General features: G+C 38.2%; 20 protein-coding genes. 5 read left to right on the forward strand and 15 right to left on the reverse strand.

Translation table 11 applies throughout. The features are described from left to right. Nucleotides 1-44: 44 nt before the first annotated feature. A complete protein-coding gene (locus ACFFUE_RS06075; RefSeq protein ID WP_376833557.1) occupies nucleotides 45-416 on the forward strand; it encodes an HU family DNA-binding protein in 372 nt (123 codons plus the stop codon). A 307-nt stretch (nucleotides 417-723) separates the two neighbouring features. Here the strand turns inward: ACFFUE_RS06075 and ACFFUE_RS06080 are convergent, their stop codons facing one another. The 6 genes from ACFFUE_RS06080 to ACFFUE_RS06105 all read right to left on the reverse strand — a co-directional run bounded on the left by ACFFUE_RS06080 (nucleotide 724) and on the right by ACFFUE_RS06105 (nucleotide 7,039). Further along, complete coding sequence (locus ACFFUE_RS06080) at nucleotides 724-2,142, reverse strand: L-serine ammonia-lyase (protein ID WP_376833560.1); 1,419 nt, start codon at nucleotides 2,140-2,142, stop codon at nucleotides 724-726. A gap of 90 nt (nucleotides 2,143-2,232) precedes the next feature. Then, nucleotides 2,233-2,880 (reverse strand): alpha/beta hydrolase, encoded by a 648-nt coding sequence (locus tag ACFFUE_RS06085; RefSeq protein ID WP_376833563.1) that lies wholly within the window; start codon nucleotides 2,878-2,880, stop codon nucleotides 2,233-2,235. Nucleotides 2,881-2,932: 52 nt separating this feature from the next. Further along, the gene (locus ACFFUE_RS06090) at nucleotides 2,933-3,493 is read right to left on the reverse strand and encodes a YceI family protein (RefSeq protein ID WP_376833566.1); all 561 of its coding nucleotides are present in this window, start codon (nucleotides 3,491-3,493) and stop codon (nucleotides 2,933-2,935) included. Between the two features lie 18 nt (nucleotides 3,494-3,511). Next, entirely contained in the window at nucleotides 3,512-4,573 is a 1,062-nt protein-coding gene (locus tag ACFFUE_RS06095) for a glucokinase (RefSeq protein WP_376833569.1), read from the reverse strand. 99 nt (nucleotides 4,574-4,672) lie between these two features. Then, entirely contained in the window at nucleotides 4,673-5,236 is a 564-nt protein-coding gene (locus tag ACFFUE_RS06100; protein ID WP_376833571.1) for a hypothetical protein, read from the reverse strand. A 126-nt stretch (nucleotides 5,237-5,362) separates the two neighbouring features. Next, nucleotides 5,363-7,039 carry a formate--tetrahydrofolate ligase gene (locus ACFFUE_RS06105; protein ID WP_376833574.1) on the reverse strand — a complete coding sequence of 559 codons (1,677 nt, stop codon included), beginning with the start codon at nucleotides 7,037-7,039 and terminating at the stop codon, nucleotides 5,363-5,365. Between the two features lie 188 nt (nucleotides 7,040-7,227). Between ACFFUE_RS06105 and ACFFUE_RS06110 the strand changes: the two genes are divergently transcribed. The 3 genes from ACFFUE_RS06110 to ACFFUE_RS06120 all read left to right on the forward strand — a co-directional run bounded on the left by ACFFUE_RS06110 (nucleotide 7,228) and on the right by ACFFUE_RS06120 (nucleotide 9,295). Next, nucleotides 7,228-7,800: a 1-acyl-sn-glycerol-3-phosphate acyltransferase gene (locus ACFFUE_RS06110; protein WP_376833577.1), complete on the forward strand. Its 573-nt coding sequence runs from the start codon at nucleotides 7,228-7,230 to the stop codon at nucleotides 7,798-7,800. Between the two features lie 63 nt (nucleotides 7,801-7,863). Beyond that, on the forward strand, nucleotides 7,864-8,298 hold the full coding sequence (locus tag ACFFUE_RS06115; protein WP_327984490.1) for a PaaI family thioesterase: 435 nt from the start codon (nucleotides 7,864-7,866) through the stop codon (nucleotides 8,296-8,298). Between the two features lies 1 nt (nucleotide 8,299). Continuing rightward, nucleotides 8,300-9,295 (forward strand): chorismate-binding protein, encoded by a 996-nt coding sequence (locus ACFFUE_RS06120; protein ID WP_376833580.1) that lies wholly within the window; start codon nucleotides 8,300-8,302, stop codon nucleotides 9,293-9,295. Here the strand turns inward: ACFFUE_RS06120 and ACFFUE_RS06125 are convergent. From ACFFUE_RS06125 to ACFFUE_RS06165, 9 genes are all read right to left on the reverse strand, one after another. Further along, on the reverse strand, nucleotides 9,273-9,467 hold the full coding sequence (locus tag ACFFUE_RS06125; RefSeq protein ID WP_327984488.1) for a hypothetical protein: 195 nt from the start codon (nucleotides 9,465-9,467) through the stop codon (nucleotides 9,273-9,275). The two genes, ACFFUE_RS06120 and ACFFUE_RS06125, sit on opposite strands and share 23 nt — an antisense overlap. A gap of 12 nt (nucleotides 9,468-9,479) precedes the next feature. Continuing rightward, nucleotides 9,480-10,076, reverse strand: a complete 597-nt coding sequence (locus tag ACFFUE_RS06130; RefSeq protein ID WP_376833583.1) for a MarC family protein — start codon at nucleotides 10,074-10,076, stop codon at nucleotides 9,480-9,482. Nucleotides 10,077-10,126: 50 nt separating this feature from the next. Then, a complete protein-coding gene (locus ACFFUE_RS06135) occupies nucleotides 10,127-11,866 on the reverse strand; it encodes a BatD family protein (protein ID WP_376833585.1) in 1,740 nt (579 codons plus the stop codon). After that, nucleotides 11,867-12,592 carry a tetratricopeptide repeat protein gene (locus ACFFUE_RS06140; protein WP_376833588.1) on the reverse strand — a complete coding sequence of 242 codons (726 nt, stop codon included), beginning with the start codon at nucleotides 12,590-12,592 and terminating at the stop codon, nucleotides 11,867-11,869. Between the two features lie 406 nt (nucleotides 12,593-12,998). After that, nucleotides 12,999-14,006 carry a vWA domain-containing protein gene (locus tag ACFFUE_RS06145; protein WP_376833591.1) on the reverse strand — a complete coding sequence of 336 codons (1,008 nt, stop codon included), beginning with the start codon at nucleotides 14,004-14,006 and terminating at the stop codon, nucleotides 12,999-13,001. After that, nucleotides 14,006-15,004 (reverse strand): VWA domain-containing protein, encoded by a 999-nt coding sequence (locus ACFFUE_RS06150; RefSeq protein WP_376833594.1) that lies wholly within the window; start codon nucleotides 15,002-15,004, stop codon nucleotides 14,006-14,008. The genes ACFFUE_RS06145 and ACFFUE_RS06150 overlap by 1 nt, the downstream gene beginning before the upstream one ends. After that, the gene (locus ACFFUE_RS06155; RefSeq protein WP_376833597.1) at nucleotides 14,997-15,896 is read right to left on the reverse strand and encodes a hypothetical protein; all 900 of its coding nucleotides are present in this window, start codon (nucleotides 15,894-15,896) and stop codon (nucleotides 14,997-14,999) included. The genes ACFFUE_RS06150 and ACFFUE_RS06155 overlap by 8 nt, the downstream gene beginning before the upstream one ends. Before the next feature lie 12 nt (nucleotides 15,897-15,908). Next, nucleotides 15,909-16,772: a DUF58 domain-containing protein gene (locus tag ACFFUE_RS06160; RefSeq protein WP_376833658.1), complete on the reverse strand. Its 864-nt coding sequence runs from the start codon at nucleotides 16,770-16,772 to the stop codon at nucleotides 15,909-15,911. Nucleotides 16,773-16,896: 124 nt separating this feature from the next. Further along, nucleotides 16,897-17,901 carry an AAA family ATPase gene (locus ACFFUE_RS06165; RefSeq protein ID WP_376833599.1) on the reverse strand — a complete coding sequence of 335 codons (1,005 nt, stop codon included), beginning with the start codon at nucleotides 17,899-17,901 and terminating at the stop codon, nucleotides 16,897-16,899. A gap of 284 nt (nucleotides 17,902-18,185) precedes the next feature. Between ACFFUE_RS06165 and ACFFUE_RS06170 the strand changes: the two genes are divergently transcribed. Continuing rightward, nucleotides 18,186-18,656, forward strand: a complete 471-nt coding sequence (locus ACFFUE_RS06170) for a DinB family protein (protein WP_376833602.1) — start codon at nucleotides 18,186-18,188, stop codon at nucleotides 18,654-18,656. The last annotated feature ends 122 nt before the right edge of the window (nucleotides 18,657-18,778 follow it).

Genomic DNA, 18,778 nt, shown 5'->3' on the forward strand with positions numbered 1-18,778 from the left:
TATACATTTTACATCGTACATTAACACAATAAAATCCTAAAAATATGAAATACAAACTGGTAGAAAAAGCCAATCCCCAAGATAGGGATAGCAAAAAATGGTATGCCAACGCCGTAAACCAAGGCACGGTAGGGCAAAGAGAAATAGCAGGTAACATTGCAGATAAATCCTCGCTTACCACGGGAGACATTGCCAATGCCATAGAAAACCTCTTGCAAGAAATCCCCAAAGAACTTTTGAAAGGCAAGAGCGTAAAACTCGGTGATTTTGGCAGCTTTCGCCTTACGCTAAGCTCTGAAGGAGCCGCTACAGAGAAGGAGTTTAACACGGCGATGATAAAAAATGTAAAGGTGGTATTTACCCCAGGTACGCTTTTCAAAAACGCCCTTTCTACGGTAAAATTTGAGCGTGACTAATGCGTAAAAAAAATCGAGTCAATCTTTTTAAAAATCGACTCGATCTTTTCAAAAATTGAGTCAATCTTTTCGGAGGTTGGCTCTTTTTATAGTTTTGAGTGTTGAGTGTTGAGTGTTGAGTTAACCCCCTGTCCCCCGAAGGGGAACTACTGTCAACCAACAACTAGCAACTGTCAACCAAACTCAAGTTTTGAGTTTTGAGTGCTTTTCTAATTTTTCTTGATAAAAACACAAATAAATGTGTAGATGCTTATGGCTAAAGGCGAGGGACTTTTTTATTAAGTTCTATAAGTATTTTATATTTCACTTAACACTCTGGTACATTTACGGCAATTGCCAGTCCGCCCTCGGAGGTTTCTTTAAAGCGTTCGTTCATACTTTGTGCCGTATCCCACATAGATTGTATCACTTCATCTAAGGTTACTCTTGCCTTGGTAGGGTCGCTTTCCATCGCGATATTGGCTGCTGTAATGGCTTTTATTGCCCCCATAGAGTTTCTTTCTATACAAGGAATCTGCACCAATCCCGCAATAGGATCGCAAGTAAGCCCCAAATGATGTTCCATAGCAATCTCTGCTGCCATCAGCACCTGCCCTGGACTTCCACCCATAATCTCCGTAAGCCCCGCAGCTGCCATAGCGGCAGACACGCCTATTTCTGCTTGGCAACCTCCCATAGCAGCAGATATGGTAGCATTCTTCTTAAACAAAGTTCCTATCTCTCCCGCCACCAATAAGAACCGAATAACATCTTCATCTGATGTATGCTCGGTAAAGGCTTGGGAATACATCAGTACAGCAGGGATTACGCCACTTGCACCATTAGTAGGCGCCGTGATGATTCTTCCAAAACTGGCGTTTTCTTCATTCACAGCTAAGGCGAAGCAAGATACCCATTTATTGATATTATTGAAGGTCTTTTCCTCATTTACTACCAAGCTAAACCATTCTTCCATAGAATGATATGACTTTCCGTTTAGCAATTTCCTATTCAATCCTGCGGCTCTTCGGGTTACATTGAGCCCTCCTGGCAAAGTACCTTCCTTATTAATACCTTTATAAATACATTCTTTAATCTGTTGCCAGATGTACAACGCTTCCGCATTGGTTTCCTCTTGGCTTCTCCAGCTTTCTTCATTCAGATATACCAAATCTGAAACCCTTTGTAAGCCAAGTTGCTCTATATACCTGAGAATACTCTTTCCATTATGACACGGGTAAAGCGTTCTTACACAATAGTTTTCAATAGAATTTTCTTCTTTAGTAGCCACAAAACCACCTCCTACAGAATAATAATCTTGCTCTAAACAACTACCATCATTAAAAACAGCTTTGAAAATCATTCCATTAGGATGATGCTCCAGAGATTCTTTCATATTCAGTACCAGATGTTTTCCATAGATGAATGGCACCTCCTTCTCCCCTCCCAGATTCAACCTCTGTGAAGTTTTAATGTGGTTAATTTTTTCATCAATCAGCGTAGTATCTATCAGCTTGAAATTTTCCCCTGAAAGTCCCAGCATTCCTGCAATGTCTGTCCCGTGTCCTATTCCTGTTTTTGCTAATGAGCCAAAAAACTCCACAAAAACTTCGTCCACCTCTTGCAAGGATTTTGTCCTTTTTATAAGGTCAAGAAACAATTCGGCAGCATTCCACGGCCCCATTGTATGCGAACTGGAAGGTCCTATCCCTACTTTAATAATTTCAAAAACACTGATTGACTGCATTTTATATTAAAAAATTTAGTTTAAAAATTGATCATTCTTCTCGAGCGTGAAAATAATAAAATTTATCCACTATATGCAATAAAATAAGATTTACTTAGAAGAAAGAACTTTAGAAAGGATTTCTGAAACTTCCCTTGGTTTGGTAGCTGGGAAAAGATGAGTTCCGTTTTTGATTACAAAATCAGGTTTTGAGTTTTTAATGGGAAATATCGCGTCTTTATCCCCTAAAATCTGGATAACATTGGGCAGAGCATCAAACTTCCATTCGGAGATTTTATCAATACTCCATTTCAGATAATACGGGTCTCTCACTTGGAAATATTGCTGTACTTTAGGATGTTTCAAATCAAAAAAACGGGCAACATAGGCATATAGAGCTGAAGAGGTTTCATCATAATATTTCAAGGGAATATACTTGGGAAGCTTAGACCACTCGCCCAATTTGATTAGGATGGATTTCTCTTTATCCGACCTGATGCTTCCCAATATAATGACCTTTTTGGCAGGTTTTAACTTATGAATTTCTTGTACCACAATACCTCCGAAAGAATATCCCAAAAGATAAAAATCTTCAGAATCTTCTATCCTATCTGCCATTTTCTGTACATAATGAGGGAAAGATTCTTCTGGCTCGGGAAGGAGCCAATCTAAAAAAACGGGTTCTATGTCTTCGGGAAATTTCAGTTTTTCCAGAACCTTGAAACCCGCTCCCAAACCACTAACAATATAGACCTTCATAGATTTTAGATAAAGAAAAAGAGCAAAAAAATTTTGCTCTTTTATGATGGATTTATTTGGCTACCACTTCTACTTTCATATCCACATCATCTTTGATCACCACATCTTTCATTGCAGATTGATAAGCGATGTCAAATTTCTGTCTATCAAAACTGAATTTTTCAGATTTCAGCGTTACCACACCTTTATTCACGGTAATAGTTGCTGGGAAAGAAACAGGATTAGTTTTATTTTTAGCAGTCAGATTTCCATTCACTTGATAAGTATTTCCTTTAATAGGTTTCACAGAAGTGATTTTATAAACCGCTGTAGGATATTTATCTGTTTCAAAAAAATCGCCATTCTTGAGGTGAGCGTTCAGTTTTGTTTGTCTTTCCCCCGTAATGTCTGTTGCATTGATAGAGTTCATATCCAAAACAAAAGTACCTCCTACTACTTTATTATTTTTCAACACAAGTTCTCCAGATTTCACGGCTACCGTACCATAATGCTGAGAAGCTTCGGTTTTAGCCATCTTGTACCCCCACCAATTAACAGAAGATGAAGTTACTTTCTTAGTTTGTCCAAACGCCAATCCACTCATAAGGACAGCTCCTAAAATGATTTTTTTCATTATTTTAAAATTATTTAATTAATCGTGAAGGTCATCTTCAATAAAGATGCCATAGTATGCTGCACCTTCCAATATTTCCTTTTGATTTCTCATTATCAGGATAGGAATATCCCGCAGCAGATGTTCCATCTTATCTGAAACCATAAAGTTTCTATAAAATTCGTCTTTATCTATCAAGGAATAAATTTTATCTATAATTTCTCCTGTAATGATGAGTCCTCCTGTTGCTTTCAGTTTCAAAGTCAGGTTATTAGCCTCTCTTGCAAGGTACTCCAAATAAGTTTGCAATGTAAGTGTTACCAAGCGAGAAGATTTTTCTTTCCCTACTTCCACCAGCACATCGATAAAGTCATTATTTTGGATTTTCTCACTAAGCCACGCCTCTTCACGGTGTCTTCCTACATCTCTTAAAAAACGATAGATGTTATATATACCACTTTTATTAAGGACGCTTTCCCAAGTCACAATACCGTGGATTTTATTCATAAAATGATAAAAACCGACTTCAAAATCATTGCGTGGTGAAAATTCTGTATGCCCTCCCTCGGTAGCGAAAGGATGGAGAAACTTACCATCAAAGAACAAGCCTGCCTCGCCTAAACCATTTCCAGGAGCCAAGATAGCGGCATTACCTGTACTACTATGGGCGGAAGTATGCAAAACTTCAAAATCACTTTCCAAATTATCTGCCAAGCAATAGGCGGTAGCCCTTAAATCATTAATAAGAAAGGCTTTTTCAAAATTAAATTGCTCTTTTACTTCATTTAAATTGACTATCCAAGGGAGATTGGTAGTTTCACAAATGTTATCCATTACCGGACCAGGAACGGCTACTGAAAGTCGTTTAACACCTTGCAAGGCATTGTCTTCTATAAAACTTTGTAATAAATCTGCAAATGATGCAAAGTCTGGCGTAGTGTATTTTACTTCAACTTTTTGAAACACTTTCCCTTCCTTGCTTTCGTACACCGCTAAGGTACTCTCTTCCTTACGAAGGTCAGCCGCAATAATTGTGCAATTTTTATTAACCTCACAGTTGATTCCTGGTGAATATAGTGGAAATTTTATATTGGAACTCATAACATATAGTTTGCTCGTAAAGGTAGTAGTTTTTTCATTACCATCAAAAAAAAACCTTTCTCAATTACGAGAAAGGTCTAAAAAATTAGTTTCTAAAACTTATTTACCTAATGGAATATTATAGGAAACACCTACTCCCAAAGCACCTACGCTATAATCTTGGTTTCCGATTTTTCCTTTATCCCCAGTGAAAACTTTTTGATACTGTACCGCAAAGTTCCAATCTTTATTGTGGAAACCGACTTCTGGTTTCAAATAAAACCCACCATCTGGTCTTTGTACAGTCATATTAGAAGCTACTCTATCACTTCCCGTGATAAAACCATACCCTAAATCAGCACCGAAGTAAAAACCTGTTTTTTTAGGATAAACTCTTAGTAAAGCAGCTACTGGCACTACTCCGAAATCATTGTTATTGATAGAACCATTCTCTCTACCAAAATAATGATTGTACCCCGTAGCAATACCTAAACCAAAACCTGGTACTACTAAATTTTGATATGCTACATCAATCCCGATTTTCGCTGATGCATTCTCTGCTGGCACTGCAAAACCAGCATTCACTCCTACTTTTAGCATATTCGTCATATCTGCACTCTGTGCACTTACTAAACCTGCCGTTACTACTCCTAATGCTAAAACTGTTTTCTTAATTGTTTTCATAATTTTAAAATTTTACGTTCCTTCTACATTGGAAAAACTGTGCCAAAAATCACATCACATATTCAAAAAAGCTTTACCAACACAGATATTATACTGAAATTCAAAATTATAAACTTCCATATTTTCTTAGCTCAATCCTGTAATATTACCATCTTTATCGATGTCCATTCCTTCGGCTGCTGGAATATTGGGCAGCCCTGGCATCCTCATCATATCTCCCAGGATAGGAATCACAAAGCCTGCTCCTGCGGCAAATTCAAATTCTCTAACGGTGATTTTAAACCCTTCAGGACGCCCAATTTTCTTCTCATCATCAGATAGAGATTTTTGTGTTTTTGCCATACATACAGGGGTTTTATCTAGGCCTAAATCGTAAATCACTTTCAGATTGGCTTTAGCCTTTGGAGAATAAACCACGCCATCGGCACCATAGATTTCAGTTGCAATTTTTTGGATTTTATCCTCCACCTTTTCATTCACATCATATAGAGGTTGGAAGTTGTTACCATAAGTTTCTGTAGCGGCTACCACTTCGTTTGCCAGATCTATCATTCCCTCTCCTCCTTTGGTAAACTCTTCTGCAATAATGGCTTTCACACCCATTTTTTCGCATTCGGATTGGATGAAAGCCAGCTCCTCCTCTGCATCGGTAGCAAAGCGATTGATAGCCACCACAGGTTTCAATTGCAGTTTGGTGTAGTTTTCAATATGTTTTTTAAGGTTATCAATTCCTTTGGTAAGGGCTTCCATATTAGGATGTTCATATTCTCCTTTTTTAGCACCTCCGTGGTATCTCAATGCTCTTACCGTGGCTACAATTACCATAGCAGCTGGTTTAAAGCCCGCATAATGACACTTGATATGGACAAATTTCTCTGCTCCTAAATCTGCTCCAAAGCCAGCTTCTGTTACTACAAAATCAGCAAGAGAAAGTCCCATTTTCGTCGCAATAATGGTATTGGTACCTTGGGCGATGTTGGCGAAAGGTCCTCCGTGAAGAATGGCTGGATTTCCTTCTAAGGTCTGCACCAGATTGGGTTTTATAGCATCTTTCAGCAATATTGCCATAGCACCTTCTGCTTTCAAGTCTCGGGCATAGACTGGCTTTTTATCGTATGTATAACCTATGAAGATATTTCCCAAACGCTGTTTTAAATCCTCAAAATCTTTACTCATACAAAGAATTGCCATCACTTCTGATGCTGGCGTGATATTGAATCCTTCCTCTCTTGGTATGCCATTGGTAGAACCGCCTAAGCCAACTACAATGTGACGGAGTGAGCGGTCATTCATATCCATTACCCTTTTCCAGACAATGGTTCTTGGATCTATATTTAAGCTATATTTTTTGTTTTGAAGGTTATTATCTATTAGTGCTGAAAGCAGATTGTTAGCTTTTTCTATGGCTGCAAAGTCGCCTGTAAAATGTAGATTGATATCCACCATAGGAATCACCTGAGCGTACCCCCCTCCTGCAGCTCCTCCTTTGATGCCAAAAACAGGCCCTAAACTCGGCTCACGAAGTACGGCCACAGCATTTTTTCCAATTTTATTCAGTCCGTCACAAAGCCCTACAGAGACGGTTGTTTTGCCTTCTCCTGCTGGGGTTGGATTGATGGCAGAGACCAAAATGAGTTTAGACTGTTTTATCTTCTCTTCATCAATGTATGACAATGGCAATTTGGCTTTATATTTTCCATAAAATTCCAAATCATCTTCTGCAATATTGATTTTTTTCGCAATATCTTTAATTGGTTTTATATCTGCCCTCTGGGCAATTTCTAAATCTGTAGAAAAACTCATTTTATTATTTTTTTGGTTTTCACAAATTTAATTTTTATTGAGAAAATAGGCATCATCATAGAGTTTGAGATTTATCATATCATAGAAAAAAATTATCCTTCCTCTATTGATACGAACCTGATAAAATCAATATATTTGTAAAAAATATCTCTCAGTGAGGGTTTGGTTTTTAATAAAATTTTAAACAAATGAAAAAACTTCTTGGTAGCCTGATACTCAAATTAATGGGATGGAAAGTGGTATTGCACGGTGATGTGAACAACCTTGACCGCTGCATCTTGGTGGTGGCTCCACATACCCACAATTCTGAATACCTCCTCGGTAATTTTGCCTATTGGAAATTGGGAAAACCCCTGAAAATCATCATCAAAGATGCTCATACTAAAGCTTGGTACGGCAGTATAGTAAAGGGATTGGGAGGCATTGGTATAGACCGTTCTCAAAAAAACGATTTGGTAAACTTTGTAGCTAAACAATTTGAAAAAGAAGATTTTAGCCTTGTAATTACCCCTGAAGGTACCAGAAGTTGGGTTCCTAAATGGCGAAAAGGATTCTACCATATGGCAATGACTGCCAAAGTACCGATGGTGTTGGCAGCGGGAGATTTCAAACGAAAAATCATTTATCTTGGTTATCAAATTCCTTTTGAGGAAATTCAGAATATGTCCTATGAGGAAATCCTAAAAAAAATTAGCGATTACTATAAGAAATATGACATCCATCCAAAAGTTCCTGAAAACTGGAATCCGGAGATTAGCTAGTTAATGGTTAATTATTAATTATTAATGGTTAATTCATTTTTTTCAATTTAATTTAAACATCTAATGACAGAAGAAAGAAAAAAAGAAATCTTAGATAGACTCAATAATTGGGGTACTGAAACATTGGGGCACACCCTAGAAATCACATTTGTAGATGTAGATGATGATTCTCTTACTGCTACAATGCCCGTAACGCCAAGGGTGCATCAGCCTTATGGTATTTTGCACGGTGGAGCAAATGTGGCTCTTGCAGAAACGCTGGGCTCTTGCCTTTCCGTGCTTCACATTGATACGGAAAAATTTGCTCCCGTAGGCACCAATATCAATAGCAACCATCTGAGAGCTAAAAAAGATGGCATCGTAACGGGGAAAGCTACTTTTATCCGCAAAGGGCATACCATCCACGTTTCACAGATTGAAATTCGTGATGAAAGAGGCAACCTTACCAATCATACCACGATGACCAATAACATTATTCCTCTAAATAAATTGAGCTAAAATGGTAATTTTCAGATTACCATACGATGACAAATTCTATACTTTGAACCTCAACTCTACAGATGAAAACTCTGTGGAGTGGGTGTCTTTTGATGAAGCTACAAGGCTGGGCTTTTCTGGTGAAATGCAAGAAATATCCGCAGAAACCCTGCTGAGCCAACCATTATTATCATCTCATCTTGAACCTATTGAAACCGCAGAAGAGGAAGAAAGTCGCGAAACCTATCTGAATAAAATAACCCAAGCCATCCAATTTATCAATGAACAGCAGTTGCAAAAATTGGTAATTTCCAGAAAAAAAGAAATTCGTTTTACTCAGATTTCAGATTCTAAAAGCATTTCTTTAACCCAGACTTTCCTTAATCTCTGCAACAGCTATCCCAATGCTTTTGTCTATCTTCTGAATGACAAAGTCTGCTGGATGGGAGCTTTCTCCGAGCTTTTAGGAAAATACAACAAACAGACTTCTGAGTTTGAAACAATGAGCCTTGCGGGCACCATTCCCATCAGTGGAACTTGGACCAAAAAAGAAATCGAGGAACAAAAACCCGTTACCCAATTCATTGAAAATATTTTAAAACAATACAGCGAAACACTTTCTATCTCTGAAACTTACGACCATATCTCTGGAAACATCAAACATCTTCGCACCGATTTTAAAAGTTTTATTGCTCCCAAGGATTTGGAATCGCTCATCTCTGAGCTTCATCCTACTCCTGCGGTATGTGGTATTCCTAAAACCATTTGTAAAGAAGCCATCCGAAAATTGGAAAAACACGATAGAAAATTTTACGCTGGCTACATCCGTGTAGAAACTGAAAGTGAAATACTCTATTTCGTAAATCTCCGCTGTGGAGAGTTCCGCCCTGATGGTGCCTCACTGTATGTAGGCGGTGGTATTACAGCACTAAGCCACCCCGAAAAGGAGTGGCTGGAAACCGAACTAAAATCGGAAGCTATTCTGAAAAACTTGGCTATTTGCGAGGAGGCAACTTAGACCAAGTATTGAGGACATACACTACCAAAATCCCCACAATCCCTGCAACAATAGAAAAGATGTACTTGGTATTGTCCTCGTGCAATACTCCGATGGACCATTCTATCGCGTAAAGATTGATGGCAACAAGCAGTACAAAAACTGCAAGAAAAACTTGATAAACTCTTTGCATAATATTTAAGATTTAGTTAGCATAAGTTTGGAATAATTGTGCAAAATTCGCTGTAAATAGTTTAATAGAAATTGCCAATAATATAATTCCAAATACTTTTTCTAACACCTTTAAGGTTCCTACACCCAGTTTTCGTTCAATCCAATTGGCAGATTTCAGCACCACATATACCAAAAGGCAGTTGAGAATAATCCCCAAAATAATATTAATATCGTGGTACTCTGCTTTTAGGGAAAGCGTTGTTGTTAGCGTTCCTGCCCCTGCAATAAGCGGAAATGCAATAGGAACAATGGATGCAGATTTCACCTCTTCTGTTTTCTGGATTTGCAATCCTAAAATCATTTCCACAGCAATGATGAATAAGACAAACGCCCCTGCAATAGCGAAGGAATTGACATCTATCCCTATAAAACTAAGGATTTTTTTACCTACGAATAAAAATGCAATCATCAATGCTCCTGCTACAACGGCAGCTTTTCCAGATTCTATTTTTCCAAATTTTTGCTTTAAACTTACGATAATCGGGATAGAACCCACAATATCAATTACCGCAAATAACACCATAAAACAGGTCAAAGTTTCCTTTAAATCAATATGCTCTAACAACATTGGACTATTTGTTTTTTTTATATTTGCAAAAGTAGCAATATTTTAAGCTATCACGCAATATCCGAAAACAATTTTATCGCTTTATCCAACAGTTGTTTTAGATTTTCTTTTTCCGAAAACGGAGCATATTTTTCTATTTCCACCTGATGCAAAAGGTGCTGATACTCCTCTGCAATGGTACTTCCCTTAGCGGTTTCAAAGTATTGTTTCAAGGTTTTTTGATATTTCATAGAAACCAAACGCTCTGCATCATTTTTCAAGCTTTCTAAAGCGGTGAAAAATGCCGTTTTATCGCCTTCTTCATATTGTTTTTCAAGAAAGTCTATTCCAGCCTCTAGGTCTATTACCATTTTTTTTCTTAGCTCGGCTTCGGTTTCCGCTACACTTCCCAAAGAAATATTTTCTCTACGGAGATTCGTACGCTTGTACTTCCTATACCTTGAAAGGATAAAGAGCATCAAGATAAAGAATATCCCTATCAAAGAATAATTTCCCAAAAGGGTTTTCCAATTGATTTTTTCTTTCTCTTGAATTTTATACTTTTTCACCTCTACAATAGGCGTATTGACATTATCCAAAACATTATTGGTAAGCTCATTGACTTTCTCTATAGTGGTTTTAGCATTGGCAATTTGCTCTGGCGAAAGTACCGTGATACGCAATGTACTAGCACCAACCTCTACATAGCGGTGCTTCTGAGGACTAAAATACGAAAAGGCTTCCGTGGCAATGTCTATTTCTCCAGATTTTTTGGGAATTAAAACATATTGTGCTATCACTTCCCCTTTCATACCGTGCCGATGTTCTCTGAGATGAGAGGTAATTTTAGGCTGGTATAATGTGTAATTTTCAGATTTTACAATTTTAGGCAATTGGGAAGCATCTATATTTCCTTCCCCTTTTAGTTTTACCTGAATATCAATAGGTTTATTCACTTCTATTCTATCCGAAGGTGACGACTGACTAAGACTAAGGTGATAGTGTCCCACTGCATTATCATAGCTTTTAGGAGCGTTATCTGGTAATTTTTTTACATTAAGTCTTACAGGGTTGGACTGGATTTTTTCCGTTCTGTTGCCACCTTCATTGAAGGTTACTGATGCTGCTGGGAGATTAATTTTCCCCTCCGAATTGGGAACCACCATTGCTTTGGCTATCACCTGAGATGCCATATTGGCTCTTTGCTGAATTTCTGACCGCTCATAGCTTACAGACACCACCTCTACCCCATCGCGATGAGGAAAACTTACCTTGCCAAATCGTCTTAAATCATTAAAATCTTTGCTGTAGGCTCTTACGATAACAATGGTAGGCTGGTTTCTGTACACCTCTGTATCTTGCAATTCCATATTGAGGTAAACGCCTTCTGATGGATTCTCTGCCAAGGCTTTCTTGCTAAAATCGCCTTCCTTTACATTGATGTAAAAGGGTTCAGATTTATAAATTTTCCCGTTTACAGTAATCAATGCGGAGCCAATGAGTATTTTCCCTGGTTGCTTCGGTTCTAAGACATATTCATAGACCAACTGCCGAACCAAAACCTTGGACTGCGGGTCTTCAAACATATTCCTCACAGAGCCTTCTGCCACTTTATTAAACTTGGATAAATCCGGCATTCTGAGAGGCGTTTCGGGGACATTTTCGCTCCCTATAATTTCCTGCACAATGGTAAGGACAAAGGTTTCCTTTCCATTGAGTTCCCTTTTGCTCACATCAGACACTACGCTCACCTGTCCATAGGTAAGTATGGATGCAAAAACAAAAAAGAAATATTGCAGTTTCGCGTTCATTTACCAATCTTTCTCATTGCTTCTTGGCATAGAGTATGAGTTTTTGTTTAATATTTTTCTGGCGGTTTCTTGTTCTTTACCTTCTATTCTATTGAGCAGAGCCTCTTGTTCATCCTTAGGCATACCTTTTTGCTGAGGAGCTGGCGAATTTTGTTCCTGCTCATCTCCCTTGCCTTCGTTATGCTTCTGTTGCCCTCCGTTGCCTTGTTTAGGATTGTTTTGCTCTTTTTGTTGGTCTTGGTTGTCTCCCCCTTTTCCACCTTTATTATCATCTTGATTCTGTTGCTGATTTTCTTTTTCTTTCAGCTTGGCAATTTCGTAATTTTTACGAATGGTTTCATTGTAAGGGTCTTGTTTTAAGGCTTGCTTGTACAGCTGAGCCGCTTTGTTTGCATTCTGGGTTTGCATATAGACATTGCCCTGATTGTACAATGCTGCCACTTTATGCTCTTTAGTAGATGCTAGCTGAGCTGCCTTTTCATATTCGGAGGCGGCTTCTTCGTACTTTTTTTGTTTATAGAGGGCATTGCCCAGATTGTAATGGGCGACGAAATCCTTGGGATTTTTGGTAGCAGCATCCATAAAATGAGAGACAGAACGCTCAAAGTTTCCTTTCTCGTACTGCTGATTTCCTTTATGAATAAGAGCGGCATAACGCTCCTGTGCATTGCTCCAAAAAAAGCCAAAGAGTATAAATATATATGCTATATGAATTCTTTTTACCATTATTGGTACAAAAGTATTTCTTTTATTGTTAAAAAACTGAAGTTCAATCGTTAAAATTTGGTTAAAAAATAGAGGGTAGAGGTTAGAGGTTAGATTTTAGAGGTTAGAGGTTAGAGAGTAAGATGATTACAATCAGCCTTGTTTGTCTTTTCCGACTGCTGTATTTGATTACAATCAACCTTGTTTATCCTTTCCGACTGCTGTATTTGATTACAATCAACCTTGTTTATCCTTTCCGACTGCTGTATTTGATTACAATCAACCTTGTTTGTCCTTTCCGACTGTTGCATTTTATTTCAAACACATTGAGGGAAATCAAATACTGAATTTTTAAAACTATTTCAAGATTACTATTAACTAAATTTTAAAAATTAAAATCTAAACATTAGAAAGTATTAAAAAAAAACTAAACATTCAAATCTCGTTTGGGATTGAAAAGGTAAATCAGAAAGAAGAAGAATACCGATACCGCCAAAAAATATTGATAATAACGAATACTGTTCTGAGAATCTACCAGCACATCTGTAGCCCCACCGCCTTGCTGAAGATTGGCAACCAATTGCTGAGCCACATTGTCCCCTTGATTACCATCTATATAAGCACCGCGAGTTTCTTCTGCTATTTCTTTCAGGGCTTTGGTTTCTCTTTTAGAAATGACGGTTTCGCCATATCCCGTTTCTTTGTAGCCCATCAGTTGTCCATAGATATACTCTGGCACGGGAGCCCCTTCATCTGTTCCTACTCCAATGGTAATTACGCGGATGCCTTCTTTTTTTGCTAAATCAATAGCAGCTTTGCTATTCCCTTCATTATCTTCACCATCACTTATCAGCACCACTTGCTTAGCACCTTTAGGGGTGTTTTTAAATTTTCTAGCGGCTTCTTCCATTCCTTTCAGGAAATCTGTTCCCTGCACCTGAAGCATCAAGGTTTCAATCCCCGAAATGTAGGTTTCTGCGGCTGAAAAATCTGTGGTAAGCGGCATAATGGAGCGGGCTTCTCCTGCAAAAGCCACCATCCCTACTCTATCATTTTTCAATTGCTGAATGGTACTCACCATAATATTTTTAGCTACGCTCAATCTGCTGGGTTGCAGGTCTTCTGCGTTCATTGAATTGGACACATCTAAAAGCAACACCACATTGTTCATCTTCTGCTGAGATTTCACCTGCTCACTTCCCGATACTACATCTACAATGGACATTATCAAAAAAAATATCCCCAGAATATACAGCCAAGGCACCATCTTTGAAAACCCCGATGGCTCTGAAAATAATACCCTCTGAAAGCGTTCCTCTGCAAAGAGATGTCGCCTTGCCATTCGCCATTTTATAAAACTGATAAGCAATACGCCCAATAATGGCAATAGCAGAAGTAATAACAAATACCAATAATTTCCTAAGCTCCAATTCATCACATCACAGATTTATAAAACAACCACCTCAATAACGCATCTAACAGCAAAACCACAAGGGCTATCCACAGAAAAAATCTAAAATATTCTTTGTAATTGTACAGTTTAGATTGTTTTACATCAGATTTTTCCATTTGGTTAATTTCATCATACACCTCTGCCAGACTGGTATTAGAAGTGGCACGGAAGTATTTCCCTCCCGTTTTTCTGGCTATATCCAGAAGTGTGGCTTCATCTATTTTCACTTCGGTTTCTGTAAACACCAGTTCTCCAAAGATATTGAGGCTTGTGGGCATCAGTGCAAAGCCATTAGTCCCAATCCCAATGGTATAGACTTTTATATCATTGCTCAACGCCAAATCTGCCGCCACCAAAGGAGACAATGAGTTTTCTATCGTATTGACACCATCAGTCATTAGGATTACAATTTTGCTTTTGGATTTGCTATGTCTTAGATGGCTCACGGCAACAGAAAGTCCTTCGCCAATAGCAGTCCCGGGTACCAATTCCAAAGGGTCTATGTTTTGGATTTCCTCTATCAGCACAGCGTGGTCTGTGGTAACGGGAACTTTTGTAAGGGCTTCCCCAGAGTAAGTTACTAGTCCTATTCTATCATTAGGTCTTTGCTTTACAAATTTAATGGCTATTTCCTGCAATGCCGTAAGCCTATCAGGATTCAAATCTTTGGAAAGCATACTCAAAGAAGTGTCTATCGTAAGCATTATGTCTACTCCTTTGGTCTCGTCTTGCTGGTCTAGTATGGTGAAAGTCCTTGGGCGTGCCAAGGCGATAATCAATGCGGAAAGCACTACATATTTTGAAAACCGTAGCCACCACCATACCCAATGTATCTGGCGATGCTCTGCCATTCCTTGCGTAGTAGGCACTTTAATCCCTTTGAGACGATGTTTCCTAAAATCCTTCAATAGCAAAGGAATCAATAGTAAGAAAAGAGCCAAGAACCAAGGGCTATGAAACTCAAAATTATAATCAAACATCTTTTCTCAGGTTTTCAAATTCTAAATCTTCTGATGAGCGTTTTACCAAATCTCTCATTGCCCGCCAGTCTTCTTCCATTGTGGTCTTATCGGGAAAGGTTTTGGCAAATTTCACCAAATCGCCACGCAAAAATACGGCTTCTACAATGGCTTCATTCTCCTGAGAAATGGTTTGATTGTGTTTCATCAGCTCTATCAAATCATCGGTAAGCAAAACATCAGCAGGAATGCGGTATTGCTGTGTGAGAAAATTTCTGGAAATCTCTATCAGTTCCACATAAAAAGCACGATAATCTCCCGTTTCTATATACTTTTTCTTTTTGAGCTGTTCCAATTTTTTCAGTGTCGCATTTTTGGTTACTATCGGTGCTGATTGTCTTCTTCTGCCATATTTCCAAAACTGCCACACCACAAAAATGAGTCCTAAAACAGCTAAAATACCTAAGATATAAAATTTGTAAAGCTCCCAATAATCCACCAAGTTCATTGCCACAGATTGGTTCCCCATAATATCATTAATCACATCACCTTTCTGTGCGGTATTGATGACTTGCAGATGATAGGAAACCGTCTGTGTCACCTCGTCGCCTATTTTCACATCAAAAGCAGGAATGGTAAATTCACCTTCTTCAAAAACGGTAAATTCTATTCGCCTCTCATAGACCTCCCCTTGCAAGGTAATACTATCATCTATTTCCTCAAAATGAAAAGGCATCAGCTCATTTTTTGGTGCCATTTCTACGGGTTTTCCTTGCGTACCTTCTATTCTAATGGTATAGATATTAGGCTCTCCCAATGCTATGGTTTTCTTTTCCAAACTTGATGATAAAGTCTGAGCAAAAACCATTACGCTGGATAGCCATAATGCTAATATTAATCCTATCTTTTTCAATGTTTTTACAATCTATCTTTTTTGAAAATATTGATACAACGCCTTTACATAATCCCCTTCTGAACTGATATTAAGAAAACCTGCCGAAGTACTTTCAAACTGCTCTTGAAGCTGCTTTAGTTTCTCCCTTTGATGTTCTGCAAACTGATAACGCCAGCGTTTATTAGCGGTATTCACCCAAAACTCTTGTCCTGTTTCGGCATCTTGAAAAAGAGCATAGCCTACATCGGGTATTTCTTTATCTTTTTCATCGTATATCCTCAGTCCCAGCATAGCGTGTTTTTTGGCAACCACCGCAAGCGTCCGCTTATCCAGCACATCATCAAAATCCGAAAACATAAAAACAAATGATTTCTTTTTGAATACATTCATTAGATATTGCAAGGCAACATCCACATTGGTAGGTGTGGGGATATATTCTGCGGTGAGAATGTGTGATATGATGGCTAAAATATGTTTTCTCCCCTTTTGTGGTGGAATTACTTTATAGACCTTATCTGCAAATAAAATCAATCCTACTTTATCATTATTTCCACTGGCAGAAAAACCAATACTGGCACATATCTCTGCTACCAATTCTCTTTTGAGGGCGGTTTTGGTACCGTAATCCATTGATGCCGAAACATCTACCATCAGCATTACGGTAAGCTCTCGCTCTTCCTCCATCACCTTCACATAAGGCTCTCTAAAACGGGCGGTTTTATTCCAATCTATTCTTCGGATTTCATCGCCAAACTGATAAGGTCTTACCTCGGAAAAGGTCATTCCTTGCCCCTTCATTGCAGAGTGGTACTGCCCCATCAGCATCGCCTCCGATTTCTTCCGAGAGCGAATTTCTATCTGTTTTACTTTTTTTATAATATCGGTGATGTTCAATTGCATCTTCTTTTGCTTGTTATGTTCCAAATATCACTGTGATGAGACTCTGAAACGCGTGCTTTATCGATGTTCAAAAACGATAAAATCCAGCACTCTACTCTATTTCTTTACTCAAAAACACTTATGGAGCTTGTACTCTTCCAAGGATTTTATCCACTATTTGGTCAGCATCTACATTCTCAGCTTCCGCTTCAAAACTTAATCCTATTCTATGTCGCAACACATCTTTTGCCACGGCTTTCACATCTTCTGGAATAACAAAGGCTCTGTTTTTCAAAAACGCATAGGCTCTGGCAGCAATGGCTAAGTTGATAGACGCCCTAGGAGAAGCTCCAAAACTGATATAGTTTTTCAAATCTGATAATCCGTAACGCTCTGGAAAACGCGTGGCAAATACCATATCCAAAATATACTGTTCTATTTTTTCATCTAAATAAATCTGATGAACCAATTGCTTGGCTTCCATTATATTTTGCAATGAAATCACGGGTTTTATCGTTACCTGATGGGCTGTAGAGACCATCCTCATCACCTTTCTTTCATCTTCTAACTCTGGGTAATCTATCTTACATTTCAGCATAAAGCGGTCGCTTTGAGCTTCGGGCAAAAGATAAGTTCCCTCTTGGTCTATCGGATTTTGAGTAGCCAAAACCAAAAATGGCTTTGGCAGTGGCATAGTTTCTTCTCCTATGGTTACCTGTTTTTCTTGCATTGCTTCCAATAGGGCAGATTGCACCTTAGACGGCGCTCTATTGATTTCATCAGCCAAAACAAAATTGGCAAACACAGGTCCTTTTTTCATAGAGAAATCATTATCTCTCACATTGTATATCTGCGTGCCTATCACATCGGCAGGCAATAGGTCTGGTGTAAACTGTATTCTGGAAAATGCTCCATCTACCGCCTCTGCAAGAGATTTTATAGCAAGTGTTTTTGCCAATCCTGGCACGCCTTCTAGCAAGATATGCCCATTGCCCAAAAGCCCTATAAGAAGCCTATCTATCATATAACTTTGCCCTATAATGGCTTTGTTCATCTCCTCCCTCAGCAGGGTAAAGTAATAGTTTTGCTCCCTTACTTTCTCGGTAAGCTGCTTAATATCTTCCGCTTGATTTAGTTCTGACATAATTTGATAAAAAATATTTGGTAAAATTGCAATAAATTCGCCCAACAATCAACACAATAAATGCCAATAATGCGTTAAAATTTGTTAAAAAAAAGCATCATTCCACATCGTAAAATTTTATTTTTAACACGATTATAATCCAAGCCTTTCCTTTTATTCACTTAACAAACTATTTATCAAATAGATAAAATTTTAATATTTCTTTAAATGTTCCATAAATAAAAAAAATGCTCACTTGTCACTCTCAATTAATTAGATTATTTTTGAAACTTAAAATCTTAGGTATGAACTATCATTTTCAGGCTCATCGCCAAGTAAGACAGAATCTTTTGGATATTCTAAGAAGTACCCCTCTGGAAGACCTTATCATTATCCCAGATGGATTTAATAACAATATCTACTGGAATATTGCCCACACCGTGGCTACCCAGCAACTGCTGTGCTACTACCTGAGTGGCAACCCCTTCCGAGTGGATAATTACTGGATAGAAACTTATAAAAAAGGAACACTGCCCAACCTGAATGTACAAGCTTCGGAGGTGGAAGATTTGGAGTTTCTGCTTATGGAAACTTCTAAAATATTGATGAAGGATTATGATGATGATTTTTTTAGTGACTATACACCTTATACCACCAGCTTTGGAATGGATTTGAAAAGCATACAAGATACCATCATCTTCAATAATATGCACGAAAGTATCCACTACGGCTATGCTTTAGCTCAAAAAAGAGCCATTATTGGAGAGAAGTCTTAGCGAGAGACTAAGAAGAGGTTAGGTATTAGAGAGTTAGAGGTTAGAGGTTAGAAGTTAGAAGTTAGATATTAGAAGTTAGAGAAAAGTCTTTGCTCTTTCTTCTTTCCTCAAAACTCAGCACT

The sequence above is a fragment of the Bergeyella porcorum genome, assembly GCF_042427575.1.
GTDB classification, from domain to species: Bacteria; Bacteroidota; Bacteroidia; order Flavobacteriales; family Weeksellaceae; genus Bergeyella; species Bergeyella porcorum.